Below are 21,888 nucleotides of genomic sequence, written 5' to 3' on the forward strand. Positions count from 1 at the left end.
CCCCGGCCACGCCGCCGGGGAAGGGTGGGGCGAGCAGGCCGATTGATGTTGTAGAGTTCTTCTTGTCGCCGCAACCGGGGAAACCCGAACGAGGCGGCCGGTGCCCAGGCACCGTGCGGACGTGGCTCAGTTGGTAGAGCATCACCTTGCCAAGGTGAGGGTCGCGAGTTCGAATCTCGTCGTCCGCTCGCAGCTAGCGTTACAGCTGTCACAAGTCAATATCCTGCGGACGTGGCTCAGTTGGTAGAGCATCACCTTGCCAAGGTGAGGGTCGCGAGTTCGAATCTCGTCGTCCGCTCCAGTTTCGAAGGCCCCCTCGATCGAGGGGGCCTTCGGCGTTTCCGGCTCCGCGCGGCACCCGGTGCGCGGCCAGTGAACGACCGATGAGCGGCCTGACATTTGTCATCGCCGACCCGTGGAACTCCACCGGCACCCGGTGACGGCCCGCACTACTGGACGGCCCGGGCCGGCGGAAGGCTGGAGCCATGACCGACACCAGCCGTCACCGCCCCGCCGTCGAGGCCCGCGGACTGCACCGCCGCTACGGACCGTCCGGCGCCGCCGGGTTCGAGGCCGTCCGCGGCCTGGACCTCCGCGTCGCCCGCGGCGAACTGTTCGCGCTGCTCGGGACCAACGGCGCCGGCAAGACCTCCACCATGGAGGTGCTGGAGGGCCTGGCCGCGCCGAGCGCCGGCGAGGTCCGGGTGCTCGGCCTGGACCCGGCCCGCGAGCGGGCCGCGCTCCGGCCCCGGATCGGCATCATGCTGCAGGAGGGCGGCTTCCCCGGCGAACTGACCGTCGCCGAGACCGGCCGCTGCTGGGCCGGAATGACCAGCGACGCCCGCACCGTGGACGAGGCGCTCGACCTGGTGGGCCTGCTGCGCCGGCGCTCGGTGCGGGTCAAGCAGCTGTCCGGCGGTGAACGCCGCCGCCTCGACCTGGCGATGGCCCTGCTCGGCCACCCCGAGGTGCTGTTCCTGGACGAGCCCTCCACCGGCCTGGACCCGGAAGCCCGGGCCTCGGTGTGGCGGCTGATCCGGGAACTGCGGGAGGCCGGCACCACCGTGCTGCTCACCACGCACTACCTGGAAGAGGCCGAGGAACTCGCCGACCGGCTGGCCATCATGCACGGCGGCCGGGTGGTGGCCGGCGGCACCGTCGCCGAGGTCCTGGCCGACCACCCCGCCCGGATCAGCTTCGAACTGCCCGAGCGCACCGGCCCGCACGCCGCACTCGACCTGCCGGCCCTGCCCGGCGCCGACCCGCGGATCGACGGCCGCCGGATCACCCTGCGCACCACCGACCTGCAGGGCACCCTGACCGAGCTGCTCGGCTGGGCCGCCCACCACCGGGTCGAACTCGGCCGGCTGGACGCCCGCAGCGCCTCGCTGGAAGAGGCCTTCCTCGCCATCGCCGCGTCCGACGCGGCCACCTCGCCGCAGATCGGACGTGCCGCATGACCGCCGCGAGCTCCCCCGCCGCAAGCTCCCCGGCCGCGACCACTCCGGTCGCGACCACCGCCGCCGGACGCCTGCTCGCCCTCGGCCGCGCCGAGGCCACCCTGCTGCGCCGCAACCGCACCGCGATGTTCATGGCCCTGGCGCTGCCGCTGGTGCTGGTCAGCACGCTCCGCTCGATGCTCGACCGCCTCTCCGAGCACTCCCCCGGCCTGGACGTGAACGGCAACCTGGTGGCCGGCTCGATGGGCATCGTGCTGCTGATCGTCATCTACTGCAATCTGACCTCCGCCTACACCGCCCGGCGCAGCGAACTGGTGCTGAAGCGGCTGCGCACCGGCGAGGGCACCGACGCCGAGATCCTGCTCGGCACCGCCGCCCCGTCGGTCGCGCTGGCGCTCACCCAGTGCCTGCTGCTGGGTGTCGGCGGCGCGCTGCTGCTCGACCTGCCCACCCCGGTGAACCCGCTGCTGATGCTGGCCGGGCTGGCCCTGTCCGCGGCCCTGCTGACCGCGCTGGCCGCGCTGTCCAGCGCCTTCACCAAGACGGTGGAGAGCGCCGGCATCACCACGCTGCCGCTGCTGCTGGTGGCGCAGCTCGGCTCCGGCCTGATGGTCCCGCTGGAGTCGATGCCGGACTCGGTGGCGAACATCTGCCGCCTGCTGCCGACCACCCCGGCGATGCAGCTGCTGCGGATCGGCTGGTTCGGCACTGACGGCTCGGGCCCGGCCGAGGGCTTCGCCGGTACGCCATCGACATGGTCGCAGGGCGCGCTGCCGCTGCTGCTGGCCGTGCTGTGGACGGCCGCGGTGGCCTGGGCGGCCCGGCGCTGGTTCCGCTGGGAACCGCGCCGATAGATTCTCCGGAGTCGTTGATCAAGCCGGGAAGCGAGGGAACCACGCCGTGCGGGTGAGCAGGCCACGACCGATCCGCCGCTGGCAGTCGCTGTCCAAGCCGCAACGCATCGAGCTGTACGTGCGGTGGTCGCTGTACCTGGTGGCGGTGGCCCAGCCGCTGCTGGCGATCGGCTCGGTGGCCGCCGCGGGCCGGCCGGACGAGCTGCCCGCCGGTTTCCGGTGGTTGGTGCTCGGCGTGCTGGTGGCGGGCGCGCTGAACATCGTCATGTTCCGCACCGGCCTGGCCGCCTACCTCGGCCGCCGCCCGCACCCGTACGGCTGGGCGGCGCTGTCGGCGGCGGTGTCGGCCGGCCTGGCACTGACGGTGCTGCTGACGGGGCCCCCGCTCTCACCGGACGCGCCGGACGCGGCCGCCGCCGGCGTCACCGCCACGATGGGGGCGACCTGCTGGATCACCGCCGCGTCGATCGCGCTGCCGACCCGCCGGGCCCTGCTGGGCGGGCTCGCCCTGCTGGCCGTGCTGACGGTGCCGTCGGCGCTCTCCGGCGCCCACCCGGGATCGGTGATCGCCATCGTCCTGGGAACCCTGATCGGCGCGACGGGGGCCGCGGCGGCCGCCCGCTGCTCGGCCTGGATGGCGAAGGTGGTCTGGGAGCTGGACGGGGCCCGGGAGGCCCAGGCCCGGCTGGCGGTCGCCGAGGAGCGGCTGCGGTTCTCCCGCGACCTGCACGACGTGCTGGGCCGCAACCTCGCCACCATCGCGCTGAAGAGCGAGCTGGCGGTGCAACTGGCGCGCCGCGGGCGCCCGGAGGCGGTGGACCAGATGACCGAGGTGCAGCGGATCGCGCAGGACTCGCAGCGCGAGGTCCGCGAGGTGGTGCGCGGCTACCGCACCGTCGAACTGCACACCGAACTGATCGGCGCGGCCTCCGTGCTGCGCGCCGCGAACGTCGACTGCCGAACCGAACTGGCGGGCACGGACGCGCTGCCGACCGAGGCGCAGTCGGTGCTCGGCTGGGTGGTGCGGGAGGCGGCGACCAACGTGCTGCGCCACTCCGAGGCCGCCCGCTGCACGTTCCGGCTGCGGGTCTCGGGCGGCCTCGCGGTGCTGGAGGTGGAGAACGACGGGGTGCCCGCCGTCCCGCCGGCCCGCACCGAGGGCGCCGGCAGCGGCCTGCGCGGCCTGCACGAGCGCCTGGCCGCCCAGGGCGGCACCCTGACGGCGGCCCGCCCCGGCCCCGGGCGGTTCCGGGTGACCGCCGAACTACCGATGAAGGCAAGGGAGTCCGTGGCGTGAGCGACCGAGTGCGAGTACTGCTCGCCGACGACGAGCATCTGATCCGGGGGGCGCTGGCCGCGCTGCTCGCGCTGGAGGACGACCTGACGGTGGTCGCCGAGGCGGCGTCCGGCCCGGAGGCGCTGGCGATGGCCACCGCGCACCGCCCGGACGTGGCGGTGCTGGACCTGCAGATGCCGGGCCTGGACGGCCTGGAGGTGGCCTCGGAGCTGCGGCACCGGCTGCCGGACTGCCGGGTGATGATCGTGACCGGGCACGGCCGCCCGGGCTACCTGAAGCGGGCCCTGGAGGTCGGGGTGCGCGGCTTCCTGCCGAAGACCGTGTCCGCCTCCGACCTGGCGGGCATCATCCGCACCGTCCGGGCGGGCGGCCGCTACGTGGACCCGGAGCTGGCCGCGGAGGCGATCAGCGCGGGCGACTCCCCGCTGACGCCGCGCGAGACGGACGTGCTGGAGCTGGCCGCGGACGGCTCCTCGATAGCGGAAATCGCGGACCGGGCGTCGCTGTCCCAGGGCACGGTGCGCAACTACCTGTCATCGGCGGCGGGCAAGCTGGGCGCGGAGAACCGGCACGCGGCGGTGCGGATCGCCCGCGAGCACGGCTGGCTGTGACGGCGCGTCACAGCCAGCCGCGCGGGGGCCTCACTTCCAGTCGAGGCCGGTGAGCTTCTCGTACGCGTCGATGTAGCGCTGCCGGGTGTGCTCGACGATCTCGGCGGGCAGGGCCGGCGGCGGGTTGTCGCTCTTGCGGTCCCAGCCGGAGGCGGGCGAGGTCAGCCAGTCGCGGATGATCTGCTTGTCGAAGGACGGCTGGTCGCGGCCGGGCTGCCATTCGTCGGCGGGCCAGTAGCGGGACGAGTCCGGGGTCAACACCTCGTCGCCGATGACCAGTTGGCCGTCCAGCAGGCCGAACTCGAACTTGGTGTCGGCGAGGATCAGGCCCCGCTCGCGGGCGATCTCGCGGGCCCGGGAGTACACGGCGAGGGTGATCTGCCGCAGGGTGGCGGCGAGGTCGGCGCCGACCCGGTGGGCGGTCTCCTCGTAGGAGACGTTCTCGTCGTGCTCGCCGACCTCGGCCTTCAGCGCCGGGGTGTAGATCGGGGCGGGCAGCTCGGAGCCGTTGTCCAGGCCCTCGGGCAGCGCGATGCCGCACACCGTGCGGGAGACCCGGTACTCCTCCAGGCCGGAACCCGCCAGGTAGCCGCGGGCCACGCACTCCACCGGCGCCATCTCCAGGCTGCGGCAGATCAGGGTGCGACCGGCCCAGTCGGCGGGGGCGCCCTCGGGCAGCTCGGTGGAGATCACGTGGTTGGGCACCAGGTCGGCGATCCGCTCGAACCACCACAGCGACAGCTGGGTGAGGATGCGGCCCTTGTCGGGGATCTCGTTGGGCAGCACCCAGTCGTACGCGGAGGTGCGGTCGCTGGCCACCATCACCAGGTTGCCGTTGCCGTCCCGGTACAGGTCGCGCACCTTGCCGGTGTGCAGGTGGACCAGGCCGGGCACCTGGACCGGCTCGGGCTTGGTGACGAATCCGCTCACGGTCAGTCAGTCCTCACAGCTGGGGGGCTCTGCTGCGGGGAGTCTTTCACGGCGCCCGGGACCGGGGCGGATGCGCCCCCGCCCCGCGCGGGGACCGGGGCGGGTGCGGCCCTGCCCCGCACCGGGAGACGGCGCAGGTCAGGGGCGGGTGCGCCCTTCCTTGCACAGGTGGTCGAGCAGGTTGGCGGTGGCCCGCTGGATCCGCTCGTCGGTGTGCCCGGGCCGGTCCAGCGCGGGCGACCAGGCGAACGTCCCGGACGCGAACACGTACGCCCCGCTGGGCGCCCGGTACAGCGAGGTCTCCTGGTGGGTGAGCCGCCCGGCGGCATCCCGGTACGGGGAGTGGGCGAGCAGGGTGCGCTCGGTGCAGGCGGGCAGCGCGACCTTCGGGTAGTAGCGGTCGGCCTCCCCCGCGACCATGCCGGGCAGTTCCTCGCCCTCCGCGAGGCCGGTGCCCTGCCACAGCCAGTGCGCGGTGTTCCGGGCCACCAGCGGCACCGGCGCGGGCACGCTGCCCGCGTACTGGATGCCCAGCAGGTGCTGCTCGGGCTCCCCGGCGTCCCGCCACAGCGCGCTCGCCGAACCCGCCGGGCCGGCCGCGGGGTGGTCGGCGGCGACCTTCTGCCGTTTGCGGCAGTTCAGCAGCCGGGACGGCTCGCCGTTCGCGCCGGCCGTCAGCTCCACCCGCCAGTACAGCGAGTTGGCGGACAGGAACACCAGCGAGGTGCCACCGTCCCGGGCCCGCTCGGCGGCCCGGCGCATCGGCTCCGACCAGTACTCGTCGTGCCCGGGGAACACCAGCGCCTTGTACCGGTCGGCGTCGACCAGTCCGGCGTGCAGGTCGGTGGCGGTGGCGTAGCCCAGGTCGTAGCCGTACCGCTCGGCCCACCGGATGAAGTCGTACGCGTGCCCGACGTGCAGCGGCAGCCCGGCCCCGGCGTGCGGGCGGTCGAAGGAGACGGTGACGGCCGCCTCCTCCTCGTGCACCAGCCGCCCCGCCGCGTCCCACGCGTGGTAGAGGCTGGCCCCGAGGTGCCCGTCCTCCGGGAACAGGTTGTACGCCTGCCAGGTCACGTCCGGCAGCACCAGCAGCAGGTCCGCCGCGTTGAAGTCCCGGACGGTGAACGGGATGTGGCTGCGGTGCCCGCCGTCGGCGGTGGTCAGCACCGCCACGTACGCGCCGGGCCGCCAGTCGGTGGGGACCTGCAGCCGCCAGGACTGCCACCAGTGGTGGCAGGAGACCGTGCGGTCGGCGACCATCGGGGCGGCCTGGGCCAGACCGGCGATCAGCGGGCTGGAGGCGACCTGGCGGGCGCCGTCGCCGCCGTCGTGGCCGATCCGGTAGACGTCCACCTGGAACTCCTGCGGCGGGTGGACCGTCACCCGGAAATCCACCGAACCGCCCGGCCGGGCCACGCCCGAGGAGGCGAATCCCTTGATCTGCTGCCGCACGTCGTCGGAGTTGCGCGGGCCACTCACCGCGGGCCGCGGCGGCCGGGCCGCGCCCTCCAGCGGCCGCTGCCCCGGGGCGTCCACGCTCACGTACCAGGGCACGGCGCCCTCGCCGTCCGCCAGGTAGTGGTCGGGGCTGCGCAGCCACGGCAGCGGGCCCTGGCCGAACGGATCGGACACCCCGTGCGCCAGCGTGCCGGACTCCCACCGGCGGTTGGATTCCGTTCCCACACGCCCTCCCCACACCCTTGCGCATCCGCCGAGGGTGGCAATTGCCATGCGGATGTGCGTGCGGACCAGCACACCACAGTCTGCTGGCGCAGTGTCACCCCACCGTAGCAATTTGTATCGACGAAACCGGGTTTCCCGGGATCTTTCGGAAATTCAGCCGAAAAGCCGTACCGGTCGCTCCAGCCGCACCCCGGCCCGCTCCAGCCAGGCCCGCAGCGGGCCGTCCTGGCCGGCCTCCGCGGCGGCCGCCACCGCCGGGGCCAGCCCCGCCCGGGGTGCCGCGCGGGACAGCAGGACCGGGCCGTCCAGCCAGTCCAGGCCGGGGCTCGCGGTGCCCGCGTCCACCGCGGCGCAGCAGACGGTGGCGGTGAGGTGCTCGGCCAACAGCTCGCGTCCGCTGCGCACGGGAGGCAAGGGGGGCGCGACCTCGGCGGCGCGCGCCACCCTTCCCGCCAGTGCGGCCGCCAGGGTCTCGGCCTCCCCGGCCGCCAGCCGGGCGAGCAGTTTGTCCAGCGCGGGGCCGGTGTGCGGGCGGTCGTCGCCGAGGGCGCTCTGCAGGGCGGCGGCGCTCTCCCGCCAGCCGTGGTCGACCACCTGTTCCGGGTAGTCCTCCCAGTCCAGCGGCTGCCAGCCGCCGGACGGCTCCTCGTGGAGCAGTTCGGCGGCCAGCCGGGACACCCGGGTGTCCACCAGGCCCGGCTCCTCCAGCAGGTCGCAGGCGGGGCGGTCGCCGAGCCGGTTCTCGTAGCCGTCGGCGAGCCGGTCGCGGCGGGAGAGTTCGGTGAGCGCGGCGACCACGCCGGCGTTCAGGTGCGAGGGGTGCCGGCCGAGCCGCCAGGCGGGCAGCGCGACCCGGGTGAGCAGCCGGTCCCAGCCCGCGTAGGCGAGGCCGACCTGCTCCTGGGCGGCGATCCGCAGACCGTAGTCGACGGCCTTGGCCTGCTCGGAGGCCCACGCGGCGACGGCGTGCTCCAACTCGGCGGAGTGCTCCCGGCAGGCGCCGAGCAGGCGCCGGTCGATGCGGTCGACCAGCGCGGCGGGGCCGCGGTGCCGGTCACCGAGCGCGGCGTCCAGGGTGCGCAGCCAGCGGCGGGCGGCGGCGATGTCCGGATCGGCGGCGGCCGCGGTGCCGGCCACCACGGGGGCCAGCAGGGCGCGCAGCTCACCGGCCCGCATCCACCACAGGAACGGGGAGCCGATCACCAGCACCGGCGCGCCGGGCGCGGCCCGCCGGCCGGGCCGGTGCGGCTCCTCCAGCCAGCTGTCGCAGTCGGGGGTGAGCGCGATCGCGCCGGGCGCCGGAACGTCCAGCCGGTCGGCGAGCTCCTCGATCAGGCGGTAGAGCTCCGGCGCTTCCGCCCTGGTCAGCGGCACGGCGGGGGTGACCGGGGGGACGGCCCGGCGGTGCGCGCGGGCCACCACGGCGGCCAGCAGCAGCGTCAGCGCGGCGACCGCGCCGACCGCCCAGCGGATGCCGTCCCACAGGGGGGCGTCCGGTGCCCCGGGGGCGCCTATCCGCCCGGTGAACCGCCCGACCAGCAGCACCACCGCGCAGGCGGCGGGCAGCGCGGCGGCGGCCACGGCCCCTCCGCGCAGGCGCAGGACGGCCCGGGCTCGTGCGCGTGCGGTGTCCACTGCAGCCATCGCCGCGGCACCCCCTTCGCAGCCGACTCGACTCGATCAATTCCGGTACGGGAAGCGGCGGGTGCCGAACCCGGTGGTACGACTCGCGTGGCGCTTTCCTGCCAGTCTCGACGCCCCGGTACGGGAGGGTGTTCCGGAACTCCCGGGAGACCACCCGTCCTGGTGACACCGCGGCGGAACGCGCCACCGCTCCCAGCATCCCCCGGGCGCGTCGAGCCGACGAGCCGCGCCCGCGCCGGTGCCCCCGCCCCTGCACGATGCAGCGCACCCTACGGCGCCCGCTCCGGCCCCGTCAGCAGGATGACCAACAGATCACCCGAAGGACTGCTTTTTCGACCCGTGGCCCGCTCCGCCCCGACCCGGGAAACGCCGCGGGGCGCTGCGTCCGGACGGGTCGGTCCGGACGCAGCGCCCCATGGACGGCCTTCTTACCGCGCGGCCCTGGCCGCGATGTCGGTGCGGTGCTGGGCGCCCTTGAAGGAGATCTTCGACAGGCCCGCGTACGCCTTGGCCCGGGCCTCGGCGAGGTCGGCGCCGGTGGCGGTGACGGACAGCACCCGGCCGCCCGCGGTGAGCACCTCGCCCTCGGCACCGGCCTTGGTGCCCGCGTGCAGCACGAACGCGGTGCCGTCGGCCTCCGCCTCGTCCAGGCCCTCGATCGGGTCACCGGTGCGCGGGTTCGCCGGGTAGCCCTCGGACGCCATCACCACGGTGACCGCGGCGCCCTCGTCCCAGCGCAGCGGCTCCAGTTCGGCCAGCGTGCCGTTGGCGGCGGCGAGCAGCACGCCGGCCAGCGGGGTGCGCAGCCGGGCCAGCACCACCTGGGTCTCCGGGTCGCCGAAGCGGGCGTTGAACTCCACCACCCGGGTGCCGCGCGAGGTCAGCGCCAGGCCCGCGTACAGCAGACCGGAGAACGGGGTGCCGCGGCGGCGCAGTTCGTCGACGGTCGGCTGAAGAACCGTCTCCAGCACCTCCTCGACCAGGCCCTCGGGGGCCCACGGCAGCGGGGTGTAGGCGCCCATGCCACCGGTGTTGGGGCCCTGGTCGCCGTCCAGCGCGCGCTTGAAGTCCTGCGCGGGCACCAGCGGCAGCACCGTGGTGCCGTCGGTGATCGCGAACAGCGACACCTCCGGGCCGTCCAGGTACTCCTCGATCACCACGCGCTCGCAGCCCTTGGCGTGCTCCAGGGCGGCGGCGCGGTCCTCGGTGACCACGACGCCCTTGCCGGCCGCCAGGCCGTCGTCCTTCACCACGTACGGGGCGCCGAACGCGTCCAGCGCCTCGGCGGCCTCCTGCTCGGTGGTGCAGACGTAGGACCGCGCGGTCGGGACGCCGGCCCCGGCCATCACGTCCTTCGCGAAGGCCTTGGAGCCCTCCAGCTGCGCGGCCTCGGAGCTCGGGCCGAACACCGGGATGCCGGCCGCCCGCAGCGGGTCGGCGACACCGGCCACCAGCGGGGCCTCCGGGCCGACCACCACCAGGTCGGCGCCCAGCTCGCGGGCCAGCGCGGTGACCGCGGCGCCGTCCAGCTGGTCGACGGGGTGCAGGGTGGCCACCCGCGCGATCCCGGCGTTGCCCGGGGCGCAGTGCAGCTCGGTGACGGCGGGATCTTGGGACAGGGAGCGGCACAGGGCGTGTTCGCGGGCGCCGCCGCCGATGACGAGGACCTTCACGAGCCCAGAGCCTAGTCGGTGGCCGGTTCCGCACCGTCGGCGGCTCCGTCCGGCCCCCGAAAGCCGGACGAATCCGGCGGGCCCGGGCACGGAAAAGCACCGGGCCTGTTCGAACAGCCGCGCAGTCACACCGACAGCCCCGGTTCACCTCGCTCGGAAGGGTGAAATCCGGCCGGGCAGCACAACCCTCCGACCTTGGCTTCCGGAGGTGAAATCACATAACGATCACTGCGGAAGCGCCCCCACGATCAGCCATTTGGCGGTAAGAAGTGCTGTTGGACAAGGACCCGGCCGCAGACCGTGCACGGCACCATGGGCGGCTCCGCCGAACTCCGTCCACACCGGATCCCGATGTCCGCACCGTCAGTCCCGGTACCCGCCGGGCCTCCGCAGTCACCCCGCCACAGGGAGCGCCACAGGTGAGCCAGCCGGAAATGCAGCCCGAGGAGAGTCCTTGGGGCAAAGAGGTCGCCGATGACGACCAGAGCGCCCCGGGCTCCGGCGGACGGATCCCCACCCGCCGCCGCACCGACCTGAGCGCGCGTCAATTCCCGCTCGGCGACTGGGGCGAACCGGCCGAACGCCTCGAAGAGCTCTACCGCTGGTCGGAAGAACGCGCCGTCGAGGCCATCGAGTGGTACCGCCGCGACCGGGTCTGGAAGCGCCGCTGGGCCCGCCTCCTCCGCAAGGCCGCCGCCGTGTTCACCGTCGGCGGCGTCACGGCCCCGATCATCTCCCTCACCGGCGTCCTTCCGCACGCCCTGGAGTGGGGCTACGCCGGCCTCGCGCTCGCCGCCGCCTCGCTGGTCGCCGACCGCGCGTTCGGACTCACCTCCGGCTGGATGCGCGACGTCTCCACCTCACAGGCACTCCAACGCCGCCTGGAAGCCTTCCAGTTCGACTGGGCCTCGGAGTGCGTCCGGGAAGTCCTCGGCCCGACCGAAGGCACCGCCGGCGAGGCCGCCGAACGCTGCCTCGGCGTGCTGCGCCGCTTCTGCGAGGACGTCTCCGAGATGGTCCGCACCGAGACCTCCGAGTGGATGCTCGAATTCCGCGCCGGCATGACCCAACTCCCCACCCAGGCCCCCGGCACCTGGGGCGGCCGAACCGAGAGTGGCACCGGCGCACAGGTCCGCGTCCTGCCCCCTCCGGGCACCCGGCCCACGATGCCACGACAGCGTCCCCCGGAGGGGCCCCTGCGCTAGTGCACGTGTCAGTGAGGTCGCACGCACATGCAGGTCATTGTCCTGCGTCGCGACCTTACTGACGGGTGCCTTCCGCTTCGCACAGTTCCCCGCGCCCCTGGTTGTGCTCTCCCTGGTTTCGCAGCTCCGCCCTTCCCTGATCCCTTACGCGAAGACGATCATCGAGGACTGCGCCACGCTGCGTGTCGCCGCCGAGTAGAGACCGGCCCAGGCGTGGCGTTCCCTTGCGAAGGGGTGCTGGAAGTCGTCGATCGGGGGGCCGAAGGGCTGTTCCAGCTGGGTGGGGCCCAGGGGGCGGGTGGGGGCCGGGGGGTTGAGGGGATCGATGCCCAACAGGGGGGCGACCGCCTGGAGTTCGCGGAGCAGGCCGTGCGAGGATCCCAACGGGCCGCCCGCGGCGAGGAGTTCGTCGGCGACCAGCGGAATCGCGAAGTCCACCGGGATGTACGCCCCGGCGTGGTCGAAGTGCCAGACCAGGTGCGACTGTTCGGCGGTGGCCTCGAACATCTCCAGGAGCTGTTCGTAGTCGGAGCCGAGCGCGTCCACCGGCGCCACCTCGAAGCCGGTGAGCCCCAACAGGTAGGCGCGGCGCAGGAAGTGGAGCGAGTCGTAGTCGAACGCGGCTATCGTCTCGACGTCGCCGGTGAAGCCCGGTACGTAGGGGTTGACCGGAACGGGCGGCAGGCCGTGCTGGGCGAGCACCCCGTTGTAGCGGTCGAGGTCGTCCCGGAACGGGTTCTCGGGGCTCTGGGTGAGCACGTCCACGAGCGGGACGAGCCAGAGGTCGCAGGCCATGGGCCGGCTCATCCTCTCGGGTGGCGGGGCAATGGGCCCCAACCCTACCGGCCCGTGGCGGGCTCTCCGCGCCCCGGTCGGAAGGACCGGGTGAAGCGGCCGGGTGGTACGAACCTGGGCAGTGGCACCCGGCCCAATCCGACGGCGCCGTGCGGCGGTTGGGGGGCGTCCTCGCTGGTCTCCGGGGGAGCTGACGGCGCGTCGGCCGGCGCCGTCTCGCGCAGCAGTCGCAGGACGGAGAACCCGTCGAGCGGCCGCCCGAGCAGCCGGGCGAGCAGTTCGATGGTGAACAGGTTGTAGTGGTTGACCAGCCGCCGGGCGCCGTCGTGGTCGCGGGCCTCGATCCGGTCGACGAGTTCGCCGTGCCGGTCCCACAGGGCGCCGACCAGTCCGTCGGCGGCCCGCAGGTGCGGGGCGGCGAACATCCAGGACTGGACGCGCAGCCGGCCGAGGTAGTCGGCGATCCGCTCGTTGCACAGGATGACCGCGGCCTCCTCCCAGAACCGCAGGTCACAGCCGACCAGGACATCGAGGTGGGCGGCCCGGGCGGCGCGGGTGGCGGCATCGGCGCGGCGGCGCAGCGAGACGGTCCGCGACCAGTCGTAGGAGTCTTCCCGGTTGCCGAGGTGACGCAGCGCGTTGTCGGTGAGCAGGGCCCGGGCCTCGAAGATCTCCAGGTAGTCGTCCCAGTCGAACTCGGGGACGGTGAAGCCGCGGTGGGGTTCGCTGACCAGCAGGCCCTGGGCGGAGAGATCGACCAGGGCTTCCCGGGCGGGGGTGGCGGAGACGCCGTAGATGTCGGCGATCTCCTTGACGGTGAAGTTGCGGCCGGCGGGCAGCCGGCCGGTCATCATCTCGTCGCGCAGGGCGTCGGAAATCTGTTCACGGAGACTGTTGCGCCGGATCAGGGCGCGGCCGCTCCCGGCTCCCGCAGCGTTCATCGCCGCTCCCCCTCTCCGGGCCGTGCCGACCGCGGCCAAACCCAGTTCCCAAAACGGGCACAGATTACCCCGGAATGGTCAATCCGGACCAAGGTACGGCAAAATGCGGCGAAATGTCAGCGTTGTACGGGTGCCGGAATTCCGAGCAGCCGGTCCCGGTGGACCGGGAACTCGGTGCGGCACTTGGCGACTTCGGCCGGGTCGAATTCGACGCTGAGCACCTGCTCGTCGGGCCCGGCCTCGGCGAGCACCCGGCCCCACGGGTCGACGGCCAGGCTGCGGCCGGCCTGTTCGACGCCGCCGTGGGTGCCGGCGGTGTTGCAGGCCAGCACGTAGGCCTGTTCCTCGACGGCGCGGGCGCGGGCCAGCAGATTCCAGTGCTCGGCGCGCCGGGCGGGCCAGGCGGCGGGGATCACCAGCAGTTCGGCGTCGGCGTCCAGCAGGGCCCGGAACAGTTCGGGGAAGCGCAGGTCGTAGCAGGTGGCCAGGCCCAGGGTGGCGAAGCCGGCGTCCACGGTGACGATCTCCTGGCCGGCGCCCATCACGACGGCCTCGCCGGCGTCGAAGCCGAAGCGGTGGATCTTGCGGTAGGTGCGGACCAGTTCGCCGTCGGGGGCGAACAGCAGCGAGGTGTTGTAGATCGGCCCGTCGGGGTCGCGTTCGACGATCGAGCCGGCGTGCAGCCAGCAGCCGACCGCCCGGGCGGCGGCGGACATCGTCTCGGCGGTGGGCCCGTCGAGCGGTTCGGCGCCCTCGGACCAGGCGTCGTGGGCGAAGCCGCCGACCGGCCACAGTTCGGGCAGCACGACCAGATCGGCGCCGTCCTGGGCGCGGACCAGCGCCGCGGCCCTGGCCCGCCGCTCGGCGGCCGGCTCGGCGTCCGAGACCGCGAGTTGGATCAATGAAGCGCGCACAGTACCACCGTCCACGACAAGAGTCCTACGATCGTCACCCGAAAGCGCTGCCTTGCTCTCACCCGGCAGCGTAACGTGCCGTATGCGCGTCCGTGCGGAGGTCTCGGCAGCCCGGGCGACGTGGGACGACGCAAGCCGACGGAGGGCCGGAGATACCCGTGACGGACAACCAGACCGTGCAGGCGTACACCGATGCGTGGACGCAGTCGATCGAGTCCATATCCGAGCTGCTCGCTCCCTTGCCGACCGACGCGTGGAACCGGGCCACCGAGTGCCCGGGCTGGTCGGTGCGCGACGTGGTCTCGCACATCATCGGCGTCGAGTCGGACATGCTCGGCGACCCCCGGCCGATCCACGCGCTGCCGCGCGACCTGCGGCACGTCACCAACGACTTCACCCGGTACATGGAGCTGCCGGTCGACAAGCGCCGCTGCTGGACGCCGGTGGAGATCACCAGCGAGCTGGAGTACACGGTGATCCGCCGCTCCCGGGCGCTGCGCAACTCCCGCCACGGCGCGGAGGACCTGGTGCGCTGGCCGGCCGGCCCGCTGTCCCGGGAGCTCCCGTACGCAACGGTGCTGCGGCTGCGCGCCTTCGACGTGTGGGTGCACGAGCAGGACCTGCGCCGCGCGCTCCAGGAGCCCGGCAACCTGGACTCCCCGGCCGCCCTGGTGACCCGCGACCTGCTGATCGAGACGCTGCCGAAGCAGGTGGCCAAGGAGGCGGGCGCGCCGATCGGCAGCACGGTGGTGTTCGACGTGGCGGGTGCGATGCCGTTCCAGCGCACCGTACGGGTCGGCGCGCACGGCCGGGGCACCCTGGACGAGTCGGTGGCACCGGAGCCGGACGTGCGGCTGGCGATGGACTGGCAGACCTTCGTGCGGCTGTGCTGCGGCCGGGTCCGCCCGGAGACGGCGCTGGTGAACGTGATCGGCGACCAGGAGCTGGGCCTGCGGGTGCTCGCCCATCTGACGAGCACCCCCTGACTCAGGCCGCAGCCACCTTGCGCCGCAGCCGCAGGATCATCGCCGTCCCGAGCAGCAGCGGCACCAGCTGGAAGCAGAACGCCAGCTGGTAGGCGTGCGCGCCGTAGCTGTCGCTGCCCGGGTCGGCCAGCGCGTCCAGCAGTACGCCGATGCCCAACAGGGTGATCATCGAGCCGAGGAAGCCACCCATGTTGGCGATGCCGGACGCGGTGCCCATCCGCTCGGGCGGGTTGTGGGCGCGGGCGTAGTCGAGGCCGATCAGCGAGGCCGGGCCGTTGCTGCCCATCACCAGCACCAGCACCACCAGCAGCCACAGCGGCGGGTGGCCGTGCGGCCAGGCCAGGGTGACGGTCCAGCAGAGCGCGGTGGCGCCCAGCACCGTGAAGGTGACGGGCAGCCGCAGCGCGGCCGAGCGGGAGATCAGTCGGCCGAACAGCAGGCCGAACGCCATGCTGCTGAGGACCAGCAGGCTGAGCAGGCCGCCCGCGCCGGCCCGGGACATGCCCTGGCCCTCGACCAGGTAGGGCAGCCCCCACAGCAGGCCGAACGCGTTCGCCGGGAACGCCGTGGTGAAGTGCACCCACAGGCCGAGCCGGGTGCCGGGCTCGGACCAGGCGGACCGGATCAGCCGCCCGACCGGCAGCTGCCCGCCCTCCCGCGGCACCGGGGCGGGCGCCCCGGGCGGGGCCTCCCGCAGCAGCGCCAGCACGGCGACGAACACCAGCGCGCCGGTCACCGCGATGACGCCGAAGGTGGTGCTCCAGCCGGCCGTGTGCAGGGCCTGCGCGAGCACCACGGTGGTGAACAGGTTGCCGCCCATGCCGGCCAGGCCGGTGAGCTGGGCGACGAACGGGTTGCGGGCGGCCGGGAACCAGCGGGCGGCGATCCGCAGCACGCTGATGAAGGTCATCGCGTCGCCGCAGCCGAGCACCGCGCGGGAGGCCAGTGCGGGCCCGAACGCGGTGGAGAACGCGAACGCCAGCTGGCCGGCGCTCATCAGCGCCACGCCCAGCAGCAGCACCCGGCGCGGGCCGATCCGGTCGACCAGCAGGCCGACCGGGATCTGCATCCCGGCGTACACCAGGACCTGGAGGATGGAGAAGGTGGACAGGGCGGAGGCGCCGATGCCGAACCGGGCGGCGGCGTCCAGGCCGGCCACGCCGAGGCTGGTGCGGTGCACCACGGCGAGGACGTAGACGCTGACACCGACCGACCAGGCGACCCAGGCGGCGCGGCCGCCGGGCGGGTGCGGGAACGCGGATCGGGGGGCGGCGTGGGGCTGGGCTTGGGGGGCGGCGTGGGGCTCGGCTTGGGCGTCGGCGGTCTGGCGGGGAGCGGGTGCGGACAGGGACGGTGCGCTGGGGGCGGGGTCCACGCTCATAGTGGAACCAGGCTAGTCATCCCATCACCTGACCTTTTGGTCAGGGTGCGAACCTGGCGCGAAACCGCCGCCGCCCCCCGCTCAGCCGGTGATCGTCCAGCTCACCGACTCGGTCATGTACTGGGCACGGAACGCCTCGTCGCGGACCCAGTCGGTGGTGTCCTGGACGGTCGCCGTGACGGTGTGCCGGTGACCGGGCGTCAGCGCCAGCGCGGCGGTGTCCAGCCAGGTGCCGTCCGCGGTGCCGGCGTCCACCGGCTTCCCGTCCAGCGACCAGGTGATCCGCAGCTGCCGCGGGCCGGTCAGGGCCAGCGGCCGCACGTGCAGCTTGGGCCGGCCGGACACCTGGCCGGGGGCCGGTTCGGGGTCGTCGGCGGGCTTCACCCGGCGGTACAGCTGCTCGATGATCGCCTCCCGGGAGGGCAGGTTGTACGCCCCGCCGAGGGTGCGCATCACCGAGTCCTCGGTCGGCCGGTACAGCCCGTTGGCGCTGCGGTAGGCGCCCACCGGGCCGCCGCCGTCCGGGGAGAGGGCACCCAGCCAGCGCCACCACTTGACCTTGTCGCGCGCCATTTCCTCCGCGTCCACCAGGGAGAGGTTCGGGTAGTCGGGGTCGCTCGGGGCGCTGTCGTACTCGTCGCCCAGCAGGCCGATGGTGTGGCCGATCTCGTGCTGGATGATCCGCCCGGCGTCCGGGCTGCCGCCGGCCAGGGTGGTCACCCCGGTGCCGCCGGCCCCGCCGTACTCGGTCGAGTTGGCCAGCGCTATCAGGTACTGCGGGCCCTCGCCCTGCCCGGCCCAGCGGGCGGTGGCGTCCTCGTCCGCGCACAGCAGGCGGGCGGTGCCCTCGCACCAGAAGTGCATGCCCAGCGGGGTGTCGGGGTTCTTCCCGGCGCTCTCGGTCTCGGCTATCCCGGAGACCGGGGACACCACGTCCACCCGGCGTATGTTGAACAACCCCTGGTAGGTGCGGAACGGCTCGATGTCCAGCAGCGCGTGCCAGGCCCGGTCCGCCTGCTCGTGGAACAGCTGCAGCTGGGCCTCCGTGTAGCCGTCGCCCAGCAGCACCAGGGTGATCCGGTTGGCCGGGTCGCCGGAGGTCCGCAGGTCCACGGCGGGCGCGCCGGGGGCCCGCAGGTCGGGGCGGGCGGCGGGCGGCGCGGGCCGGTCCGGTCCCGGCAGCGGCGGGCCGATGACGGTGGACGGCGAGGGCGAGGCCAGCTCCACCACGACGGGCAGCACGGCGGTGGCGACCAGCGCCAGGGCGGCCGCGGAGCGCATCACGGGGCCGGGAGCACCAGGCGGCATACGCGGGAATCCTCGCTGCGACGACACCCGGCCTGACTGCGCGGGTGGCTGGTCGCACAGACGTACCCATCGCCGCCCGGGGCCCGGCGGGGACGGCGCGAAACTCCCTCGGGCGGCGCAATGCACGCCCTGCCCCGAGGGACCTCGAAAATCACCGGAGAATCACCGGAGGAGAACGATCGGAGCAGTCAATTCCGAATGCCCGCAGCGCAGTTGAAAACGGCGAACGATCCGCCGCCCGGCGGGATACCCTGCCGAACGTGAACCACCCAGGGGGGAAGGCGGCGGACATGGAGAACGGGCCGGACACGGATCCGCGCAGGGCATTCGGACAGGCCCTGCGGACACTTCGACAGGGGGCCCGGCTCACCCAGCAGGAGCTGGCCGTCAAGGCGGGGCTGGGCATCCGCACCCTGTCCGACCTGGAACGCGGCACGGCCGGCCCGCGCCCGGCGACCGCCGTGCTGCTGTCCGCCGCGCTCGGCCTGGACCGCCCGGGCACCGAGGCCTTCCACACCCTGGCGCACGCCGCCTGGCGGACCGCCCGGGGCTGATCGCCGCTCAGCAGGCCGGAACGCGCCTGAACGCGCCGGGCCCCGCTCCGCGGACGGAGCGGGGCCCGGCGGCCGGGGCGGATCAGCCCCAGGTGATCAGGCGCTTCGGGTACTCCAGGATCGCGGCGACGTCCGCCAGCACCTTGGAGCCGAGCTCGCCGTCCACCATCCGGTGGTCGAAGGACAGCGCCAGCGTGGTGACCTGCCGCGGCGCCACCTTGCCCTTGTGCACCCAGGGCAGTTCCCGCACCGCGCCGAAGGCCAGGATGGCGGCCTCGCCGGGGTTGAGGATCGGGGTGCCGGTGTCCACGCCGAACACGCCGACGTTGGTGATGGTGACGCTGCCGCCGGACATGTCCGCCGGGGAGGTCTTGCCCAGCCGCGCGGTCTCCACCAGCTCACCGAGCGAGACGGCCAGCTGGGAGAGGGTCTTGGCGCCGGCGTCCTTGATGTTCGGGACGATCAGCCCGCGCGGGGTGGCCGCGGCGATGCCGAGGTTCACCGCGCCCCGGATGACGATCTCCTGGGCGGCCTCGTCCCAGCTGGCGTTGATCTCCGGGTGGCGCTTGATCGCGGTGAGCAGCGCCTTGGCGACCAGCAGCAGCGGGCTGACCCGCACCCCGGCGCCCAGTTCGCCGCTCTCCTTGAGCTTGCGCACCAGCTTCATCGTCCGGGTCACATCGACCTGGACGAACTCGGTGACGTGCGGCGCGGTGAACGCCGAGGCCACCATCGCCTGCGCGGTGGCCTTGCGGACGCCCTTGACCGGCACCCGGACGTCCCCGGCGGCGGTCGGCACCGGCAGCACGGGCTGCTCGGCGACCGGCTCGGCCACCGGCGCGGCGGCCGGCTCGACGACCGTCTCGGCGGCGGTGGCGGCCGCGGCGTGCACGTCCTCGCGGGTGACCACGCCGTTCGGGCCGGTCGGCCGTACGGTGCGCAGGTCGATGCCGAGGTCCTTGGCGAGCTTGCGCACCGGCGGCTTGGCCAGCGGGCGCTCGCCCTCCGCGACCACGGCCACCGGAACGACCGGTGCGGCGGGCGCGACCGGCGCTGCGGGAGCGGCCGGCGCTGCGGGAGCGGCCGGAGCCTCCGGAGCGGTGGCCGCCGTGCCGTTGGTGCGGCGGGCCCGGCGCTGCACCGAGCCGGTGCGCGGGCCGTAGCCGACCAGCACCTCGCGGCGCTCGGGCTCGGGCTCGGCCTCCGCCTCGGCGGCGGGCGCGGCGGCAGCGGGTGCGGCCTCGGCCGGGGCGGCACCGGCGACGGCCACCGCGATGATCGCGGTGCCGACGTCCACGGTGGCGCCCGCCGGGAAGTGCAGCGCCTCGACCACGCCGGTGAACGGGATCGGCAGCTCGACCGCGGCCTTGGCGGTCTCCACCTCGCAGACGACCTGCCCGTCGGTGACGGTGTCGCCCGGCTTGACGTACCAGGTGAGGATCTCGGCCTCGGTGAGTCCCTCGCCCACGTCGGGCATCTTGAACTCGCGGAGCACGGTGGTTCCGTTGGTCATCTTCGTTCCCCGCTCAGTACGCGAGCGCGCGGTCGACGGCGTCGAGCACACGGTCGAGGTCGGGCAGGTAGGTCTCCTCGACCCGCGACGGCGGGTACGGGGCGTGGTAGCCGCCGACCCGCAGGATCGGCGCCTCCAGGTGGTAGAAGCAGCGCTCGGTGAGCCGGGCGGCGAGCTCCGCGCCCAGGCCGAGGAAGACCGGGGCCTCGTGCACCACGATGCCGCGGCCGGTGCGCTTGAGGGACTCCTCCAGGGTGGGGAAGTCGATCGGCGACAGCGAGCGCAGGTCGATCACCTCCAGCCGGCGGCCGTCCTCCTCGGCGGCCTGCGCGGCCTCCTGGCAGACCTTCACCATCGGCCCGTAGGCGATCAGCGTGGCGTCGGTGCCGGGCCGGACGATGCGCGCCGAGTGCAGCGGCAGCATCGGGTCCTCGCCGACCTCGCCCTTGTCCCAGTAGCGACGCTTGGGCTCAAGGAAGATCACCGGGTCGTCCGACTCGATGGCCTGGCGCAGCATCCAGTGCGCGTCGTGCGCGTTGGACGGGCTGACCACCCGCAGGCCTGCGGTGTGCGCGAAGTACGCCTCGTGCGACTCGCTGTGGTGCTCCACCGCGCCGATGCCGCCGCCGAACGGGATGCGGACGGTGACCGGCATCTTGACGTGGCCGAGCGCGCGGGCGTGCATCTTGGCGAGCTGGGAGACGATCTGGTCGAAGGCGGGGTACACGAAGCCGTCGAACTGGATCTCCACCACCGGGCGGTAGCCGCGCAGCGCGAGGCCGATCGCGGTGCCCATGATGCCGGACTCGGCGAGCGGAGTGTCGATCACCCGGTCGTCGCCGAAGTCCTTCTGCAGGCCGTCGGTGATCCGGAAGACGCCGCCGAGCTTTCCGATGTCCTCGCCCATCAGGACGGTCTTCGGGTCGCTCTCCAGCGACTTGCGGAGCGCGTCGTTGAGCGCCTTGGCAATGCTGAGCTGACCGGCCATCAGTGGTGCTCCCCACCCTCGAAGGAGGCGGCGTACGCCTCGTACTCGGCGCGTTCCTCGTCCACCAGCGGGTGCTGCTCGGTGTAGACGTGGTCGAAGATCAGGGTCGGGTCGGGGTCGGGCATCGACCGGACGCCCTCCCGGACGCGCAGGCCCAGCTTCTCGCTCTCGGCCTCGACCTCGGCGAAGAACGCCTCGTCGGCGAGGCCCTCCTTCTCCAGGTGGGCCTTCAGCCGCAGGATCGGGTCCTTGGCCTTCCAGGCCTCGGCCTCCTCGGACTGCCGGTAGCGGGTCGGGTCGTCGGAGGTGGTGTGCGCGCCCATCCGGTAGGTGAACGCCTCGACCAGCACCGGGCCCTGGCCGGTGCGGGCGTGGTCCAGCGCCCAGCGGGTGACCGCGAGGCAGGCCAGCACGTCGTTGCCGTCGACCCGGACGCCGGGGAAGCCGAAGCCGGAGGCGCGGCGGTACAGCGGGATGCGGGTCTGCACGGTGGTGGGCTCGGAGATCGCCCACTGGTTGTTCTGGCAGAAGAACACCACCGGCGAGTTGTAGACCGAGGCGAAGGTGAAGGCCTCGTTGACGTCGCCCTGGCTGGAGGCGCCGTCACCGAAGTAGGCGATCACCGCGTCGTCCGCGCCGTCCTTGGTGATGCCCATCGCGTACCCGGTGGCGTGCAGGGCCTGCGCGCCGATCACGATGGTGTAGAGGTGGAAGTTCTTCTCGTTCGGGTCCCAGCCGCCGTTGTTCACGCCGCGGAACATGCCGAGCAGGTTCAGCGGGTCCACGTCGCGGCACCAGGCCACGCCGTGCTCACGGTAGGTGGGGAAGGCGTAGTCGCCGGGGCGCATCGCCCGACCGGAGCCGACCTGGGCGGCTTCCTGGCCCAGCAGCGAGGCCCACAGGCCGAGCTCGCCCTGCCGCTGGAGTGAGGTGGCCTCGGCGTCGAAGCGCCGTACCAGCACCAAGTCCCGGTAGAGCGCACGCAGCTCCTCGGGCGTCACGGTGAGCGGGAAGTCCGGGTGCTCGACCCGGTCGCCCTCCGGGGTGAGCAGCTGGACGAGCTCCGGTGCGGCGGAGCCGGCACTGGTTTTGTCAGAGACGCCGGGGGCGGCCTTCTTGCGCGCCCTCGCCGTGCTTTTGACGGTCACGTT

19 protein-coding genes and 2 tRNA genes are annotated in these 21,888 nt (G+C 73.6%); 9 read left to right on the plus strand and 12 right to left on the minus strand.

Annotation, left to right across the window (positions count from 1 at the left end; translation table 11 throughout):
* The first annotated feature begins 115 nt into the window (after positions 1–115).
* The 6 genes from ACZ6R9_RS04215 to ACZ6R9_RS04240 all read left to right on the plus strand — a co-directional run bounded on the left by ACZ6R9_RS04215 (position 116) and on the right by ACZ6R9_RS04240 (position 4,222).
* A tRNA-Gly gene (locus ACZ6R9_RS04215) sits at positions 116–188 on the plus strand.
* A gap of 37 nt (positions 189–225) precedes the next feature.
* A tRNA-Gly gene (locus ACZ6R9_RS04220) sits at positions 226–301 on the plus strand.
* Between the two features lie 184 nt (positions 302–485).
* Positions 486–1,460 carry an ABC transporter ATP-binding protein gene (locus ACZ6R9_RS04225; RefSeq protein WP_465536425.1) on the plus strand — a complete coding sequence of 325 codons (975 nt, stop codon included), beginning with the start codon at positions 486–488 and terminating at the stop codon, positions 1,458–1,460.
* Positions 1,457–2,314: an ABC transporter permease gene (locus tag ACZ6R9_RS04230; RefSeq protein ID WP_380480348.1), complete on the plus strand. Its 858-nt coding sequence runs from the start codon at positions 1,457–1,459 to the stop codon at positions 2,312–2,314. The genes ACZ6R9_RS04225 and ACZ6R9_RS04230 overlap by 4 nt, the downstream gene beginning before the upstream one ends.
* A gap of 52 nt (positions 2,315–2,366) precedes the next feature.
* Entirely contained in the window at positions 2,367–3,611 is a 1,245-nt protein-coding gene (locus ACZ6R9_RS04235; protein WP_380480346.1) for a sensor histidine kinase, read from the plus strand.
* The gene (locus ACZ6R9_RS04240) at positions 3,608–4,222 is read left to right on the plus strand and encodes a response regulator (RefSeq protein WP_380480344.1); all 615 of its coding nucleotides are present in this window, start codon (positions 3,608–3,610) and stop codon (positions 4,220–4,222) included. The genes ACZ6R9_RS04235 and ACZ6R9_RS04240 overlap by 4 nt, the downstream gene beginning before the upstream one ends.
* A 30-nt stretch (positions 4,223–4,252) precedes the next feature.
* Here ACZ6R9_RS04240 and ACZ6R9_RS04245 read toward each other — a convergent pair whose 3' ends face one another.
* The 4 genes from ACZ6R9_RS04245 to purD all read right to left on the minus strand — a co-directional run bounded on the left by ACZ6R9_RS04245 (position 4,253) and on the right by purD (position 10,152).
* Complete coding sequence (locus ACZ6R9_RS04245; RefSeq protein ID WP_380480342.1) at positions 4,253–5,152, minus strand: phosphoribosylaminoimidazolesuccinocarboxamide synthase; 900 nt, start codon at positions 5,150–5,152, stop codon at positions 4,253–4,255.
* A gap of 138 nt (positions 5,153–5,290) precedes the next feature.
* Entirely contained in the window at positions 5,291–6,835 is a 1,545-nt protein-coding gene (locus tag ACZ6R9_RS04250) for a N,N-dimethylformamidase beta subunit family domain-containing protein (RefSeq protein ID WP_380480340.1), read from the minus strand.
* Positions 6,836–6,988: 153 nt separating this feature from the next.
* Positions 6,989–8,479 carry a M48 family metalloprotease gene (locus tag ACZ6R9_RS04255; protein WP_465536429.1) on the minus strand — a complete coding sequence of 497 codons (1,491 nt, stop codon included), beginning with the start codon at positions 8,477–8,479 and terminating at the stop codon, positions 6,989–6,991.
* A 428-nt stretch (positions 8,480–8,907) separates the two neighbouring features.
* Positions 8,908–10,152, minus strand: a complete 1,245-nt coding sequence (gene purD / locus ACZ6R9_RS04260; RefSeq protein WP_465536431.1) for a phosphoribosylamine--glycine ligase — start codon at positions 10,150–10,152, stop codon at positions 8,908–8,910.
* A 419-nt stretch (positions 10,153–10,571) separates the two neighbouring features.
* On the opposite strand from purD, the gene ACZ6R9_RS04265 reads away from it, so the two are divergent.
* Complete coding sequence (locus ACZ6R9_RS04265; protein ID WP_380480335.1) at positions 10,572–11,357, plus strand: SLATT domain-containing protein; 786 nt, start codon at positions 10,572–10,574, stop codon at positions 11,355–11,357.
* A 144-nt stretch (positions 11,358–11,501) separates the two neighbouring features.
* On the opposite strand, the gene ACZ6R9_RS04270 is transcribed toward ACZ6R9_RS04265, so the two are convergent.
* The 3 genes from ACZ6R9_RS04270 to ACZ6R9_RS04280 all read right to left on the minus strand — a co-directional run bounded on the left by ACZ6R9_RS04270 (position 11,502) and on the right by ACZ6R9_RS04280 (position 14,007).
* On the minus strand, positions 11,502–12,152 hold the full coding sequence (locus ACZ6R9_RS04270; protein WP_380480333.1) for a hypothetical protein: 651 nt from the start codon (positions 12,150–12,152) through the stop codon (positions 11,502–11,504).
* Between the two features lie 44 nt (positions 12,153–12,196).
* Positions 12,197–13,093, minus strand: coding sequence for a GntR family transcriptional regulator (locus ACZ6R9_RS04275; protein WP_465536434.1), 897 nt, complete (start codon positions 13,091–13,093; stop codon positions 12,197–12,199).
* A 116-nt stretch (positions 13,094–13,209) separates the two neighbouring features.
* Positions 13,210–14,007, minus strand: a complete 798-nt coding sequence (locus ACZ6R9_RS04280; protein ID WP_380480329.1) for a carbon-nitrogen family hydrolase — start codon at positions 14,005–14,007, stop codon at positions 13,210–13,212.
* Between the two features lie 158 nt (positions 14,008–14,165).
* Here ACZ6R9_RS04280 and ACZ6R9_RS04285 point away from each other — a divergent pair, with 158 nt between their 5' ends.
* Positions 14,166–14,993 carry a maleylpyruvate isomerase family mycothiol-dependent enzyme gene (locus ACZ6R9_RS04285; RefSeq protein ID WP_380480327.1) on the plus strand — a complete coding sequence of 276 codons (828 nt, stop codon included), beginning with the start codon at positions 14,166–14,168 and terminating at the stop codon, positions 14,991–14,993.
* A gap of 1 nt (position 14,994) precedes the next feature.
* On the opposite strand, the gene ACZ6R9_RS04290 is transcribed toward ACZ6R9_RS04285, so the two are convergent.
* Both ACZ6R9_RS04290 and ACZ6R9_RS04295 read right to left on the minus strand, forming a co-directional pair.
* Positions 14,995–16,374 (minus strand): MFS transporter, encoded by a 1,380-nt coding sequence (locus ACZ6R9_RS04290; protein ID WP_465536437.1) that lies wholly within the window; start codon positions 16,372–16,374, stop codon positions 14,995–14,997.
* An 81-nt stretch (positions 16,375–16,455) separates the two neighbouring features.
* Positions 16,456–17,682, minus strand: coding sequence for a M64 family metallopeptidase (locus ACZ6R9_RS04295; RefSeq protein WP_465536439.1), 1,227 nt, complete (start codon positions 17,680–17,682; stop codon positions 16,456–16,458).
* 260 nt (positions 17,683–17,942) lie between these two features.
* On the opposite strand from ACZ6R9_RS04295, the gene ACZ6R9_RS04300 reads away from it, so the two are divergent.
* Complete coding sequence (locus tag ACZ6R9_RS04300; RefSeq protein ID WP_380480323.1) at positions 17,943–18,236, plus strand: helix-turn-helix domain-containing protein; 294 nt, start codon at positions 17,943–17,945, stop codon at positions 18,234–18,236.
* 82 nt (positions 18,237–18,318) lie between these two features.
* Here the strand turns inward: ACZ6R9_RS04300 and ACZ6R9_RS04305 are convergent, their stop codons facing one another.
* Genes ACZ6R9_RS04305 through pdhA form a run of 3 tightly spaced genes read right to left on the minus strand, consistent with a single transcriptional unit; the run spans position 18,319 to position 21,885 of the window.
* Positions 18,319–19,749, minus strand: a complete 1,431-nt coding sequence (locus ACZ6R9_RS04305) for a dihydrolipoamide acetyltransferase family protein (protein WP_465536443.1) — start codon at positions 19,747–19,749, stop codon at positions 18,319–18,321.
* A gap of 13 nt (positions 19,750–19,762) precedes the next feature.
* Positions 19,763–20,737, minus strand: coding sequence for an alpha-ketoacid dehydrogenase subunit beta (locus tag ACZ6R9_RS04310; RefSeq protein WP_380480319.1), 975 nt, complete (start codon positions 20,735–20,737; stop codon positions 19,763–19,765).
* A complete protein-coding gene (pdhA, locus tag ACZ6R9_RS04315; protein ID WP_380480317.1) occupies positions 20,737–21,885 on the minus strand; it encodes a pyruvate dehydrogenase (acetyl-transferring) E1 component subunit alpha in 1,149 nt (382 codons plus the stop codon). Before pdhA ends, ACZ6R9_RS04310 begins: the two co-directional genes overlap by 1 nt.
* Positions 21,886–21,888: the final 3 nt, after the last annotated feature.

The sequence above is a fragment of the Kitasatospora sp. NPDC048662 genome, from assembly GCF_055587065.1.